This is a genomic window from Vibrio sp. 10N.261.52.A1, assembly GCF_002876325.1.
In the GTDB taxonomy this organism is placed as follows: domain Bacteria; phylum Pseudomonadota; class Gammaproteobacteria; order Enterobacterales; family Vibrionaceae; genus Vibrio; species Vibrio chagasii.
In genome coordinates this window covers 1-3,084 of the sequence record NZ_MCYD01000881.1, presented here as the reverse complement: position 1 = coordinate 3,084, position 3,084 = coordinate 1, and the positions used below count along the sequence as shown (strand labels likewise).

The window sequence follows — 3,084 nt, the reverse complement described above, 5'->3', positions numbered from 1 at the left end:
ATAATTTATTAATTAAAAATCAGGCATATACCCTAGAATTACAGTTGAAAAACTAAAAAACGCAAAAAAACGCATACAAGACATGGATAACCATAATGACCCTTGGGATAAAATACGCTGGCATAATGAAGAACACTTCTCCATTGACGAAGTTGAATTTCATTTGGTTTCTTGGGGGAGTCCAAAAAAGAAAACTACGGAAAATAATTTCGTTCTAGTTAAAGACCCTTCATTCGCCCAATCAATGGCACGAATCTGTACTCCTTTGAATCCCAAAAACATTATTGAGTTTGGGGTATATCACGGGGCGAGTCTCGTTTTACTCGATAAGATTTACACCCCTGACTCCATCATAGGCATAGACGAACGTCGAGAACACCCAGCCTTAAGTCAATACCGAAAGGGGCCTTCAGCACACTCTGTAATAGAGCCTTATTGTGGAGTCAAGCAAGAGCATACCGACAAGATCATTCAAATATTAGAATCACACTTCCCCCAAAAAAATGTAGACCTGATTATTGATGATTGCAGCCATTTATATGAACCAACAAAAGCCGCTTTTTTGACATCATTCCCTTATCTAGATTCAGGTGGGATATACATCATAGAAGATTGGGGGTGGGCGCACTGGCCGGGCGAATTTCAAAAGAAAGAGTTGTTTCCCGGAACGCCTTTAAGTAAATTGATTTTCGAATTACTCATTCTTCAAAGCGTCATTCCAAATGTCATAGCTAAAATTGAAACTGATTATAATCACGTTGCTATTACTAAAGGAGAAAAGAGCAGCCACAATAGCGAAAAGTTATTTGAACTAATAAAATGCAAGAGCTCAATTCACATTGAGAAACAATGATAAGTTCCTACACTATCTTAGCTTTAGCTATGACTTTAAGTTCATTAGACAAATGGACTTCACGAGCCTTTCTAAAGAAAAATCCTTTATGTAATGAATACTTACTCGCCTATCAAATCACATGCAGTTTACTAGTTGCGCTGTTTGTTATCTTCGAAATCGAACAAATCCCTACAAAATTCGACAATACAAGTGAACTTTGGGAGCTATTGCTTTTAAGTATATTCAGTGTTTTCTCATGGCTTGGGTTTGCATACTCGACCTTTAGAGCTCGTGCTTCAATTGAATTGGGCTCTGTCTCGATAATCTCTAAAACAAAGATCCTTTGGAGTGCTCTGTTCGGGGTTAGCTTTTTTAATGAGACACTGACTTCCCTTCAAATGACTGGCGTTATACTGATACTTGTCGCTTCACTGCTCATCAGCACAAGTAACAACATGAATCTTCTTTTTTCAAACAATCTACACGCGTGGCTCGCGCCAATCTTTCTCACTCTAGCCATTGGGTTTGATAAAGTACTTACGTTGTACTTACCTACTAGCGTTATCCTTTTTATTGGTTTTTCTGGAACCGCTTTTTTGACGCCTCTACTATTTAAAGTTCATTATAGGTTAATCAAAAAAGTTCTCTTTAACGCCGTAATAACAGCAACTTGCGGAACAGCAAGCTACTATTTTCTCTTAAAATTGCTTAACACTAGCGCTTTTAGTTTAGTCATGGTTTTATTCCAAGGAGCCTTCATCCTCGATATTCTTTTTGGTTACTTCTTTTTAAAAGAGCGCACGAACCTTAAAACGAAAATAGTCTCTTGTTTATTCGCTACCCTTGGTATTTTAACTTTGGTTTCATAACTCACACTTACTGACGAAACGCCAAGTATGACTGCCCCTAAACAAAAATTTCACCCAAAAAACCTAACCTTAAAATTTAATGTATTCAGTGGAGAAGTTAACTTGGCCATGAGTTAGAAGCTTTACAGCCTCCTTGTTTTAAATCCAGCCTCGCTCAGCAAAAGACACCACACTTTCAAACGAAACCACAAAGTGGTCCAGAACTCGGATATCCACCAAGGCTAACGCATCCGTTAATTGACGGGTAATATGGCGGTCAGCTTGACTTGGGGTGGTGTCGCCACTTGGGTGATTATGATAGAGAATAACCGCACCAGCATTCGTGGCCAACGACGCTTTCACGACTTCACGCGGGTAGACAGAAGCGGCATTAACGGTGCCGTAGAACATCTCTTTGATGCGTAACACTCGATGTTGGTTATCGAGGAAGATAACCCCAAACACTTCAGACTCACGAGCGGCCAAGGACGTTTAGCAGAACGATTTCACCAATTCAGGCGAGGTTAATGGCGTTTGTTCTGAAATAAACAGTTTGGATTTAAGAATGCTTGAGGCCTGGTCAAGGATGCCCTTTTCTTCTGATGTGAATAACGAAATATTTGAGGATTGAATACGTTTTGACATGGTATTTCCTTTCGGTCTTGGTGAGCGTCTGACTGTCCGTACCCAGTTGCAGGTTCTGTAGCGCAAGGGCGCGCAGCGGCGAAGCCTCCCTTGCGCGAGGGGTTTCAAATGGGACGGTTTAAAGGAAGTCGCGTCAACATGCCAAAAGGACAGCCTAAGCGTGTACCTCAACCCATAGAACGTCACCCAGTTAAAAAGGCTCCTTACCCACCAAGAAGGTGCCCTGCTGATTACTCGACTTGCGCCACTCGATAACGTTGACCACTTAGTACAGGACCGAACAAGGCGTTGCTCGTCGAAAACACAACCCGTTCGAATGCCGCGAACGGCCAGAATATCGAAATAAAGTCCAGACACACTAATGACCTTCTCTTATGAGTGTTTGATGACGTTACACAATAAGCAGACCTCAGTCGTCATACAGAGAAGAGAGTAAAAACTTTGCCGACTCGCGATGCTCGAAGGTTGTTTCTCTCGTCCTTTCCGTTTTCTTCGCGTAGGCGTAGTCTTCTCGCATCTGCTTAATGGTGGTAGTGTTATCACACACACTGATACTCACCCCCTCCCCTCGGTTGCCTTCCTCTAGTGTTAAAGAGTCGGTATACCCAAACTCATTCACCAAAATCTCATGAACCTTGACGGCCTTTACGGTGGAGTCAAAGTCGGTCGAATTCACCCAAATCACGTGCAGGGATATGTCAGCGGATACTGTAGAACGCACTTTCATTTGACCCCCTAAGCGCCAAAACGCACATC

The 3,084-nt window shown here is 42.0% G+C and carries 3 protein-coding genes and 1 pseudogene; 2 read left to right on the top strand and 2 right to left on the bottom strand.

What is annotated here, in order from left to right; translation table 11 throughout:
• Nucleotides 1-82: 82 nt before the first annotated feature.
• Nucleotides 83-853, top strand: coding sequence for a class I SAM-dependent methyltransferase (locus tag BCT81_RS19015; RefSeq protein ID WP_102425472.1), 771 nt, complete (start codon nt 83-85; stop codon nt 851-853).
• Nucleotides 850-1,704, top strand: a complete 855-nt coding sequence (locus BCT81_RS19010; protein ID WP_102425471.1) for an EamA family transporter — start codon at nt 850-852, stop codon at nt 1,702-1,704. The genes BCT81_RS19015 and BCT81_RS19010 overlap by 4 nt, the downstream gene beginning before the upstream one ends.
• A gap of 138 nt (nt 1,705-1,842) precedes the next feature.
• Here BCT81_RS19010 and radC read toward each other — a convergent pair.
• Nucleotides 1,843-2,328 (bottom strand): annotated as a pseudogene (gene radC, locus BCT81_RS19005) (DNA repair protein RadC).
• 409 nt (nt 2,329-2,737) lie between these two features.
• On the bottom strand, nt 2,738-3,084 hold a 347-nt coding region (locus BCT81_RS19000), incomplete at its 5' end, for a hypothetical protein (protein ID WP_241908241.1).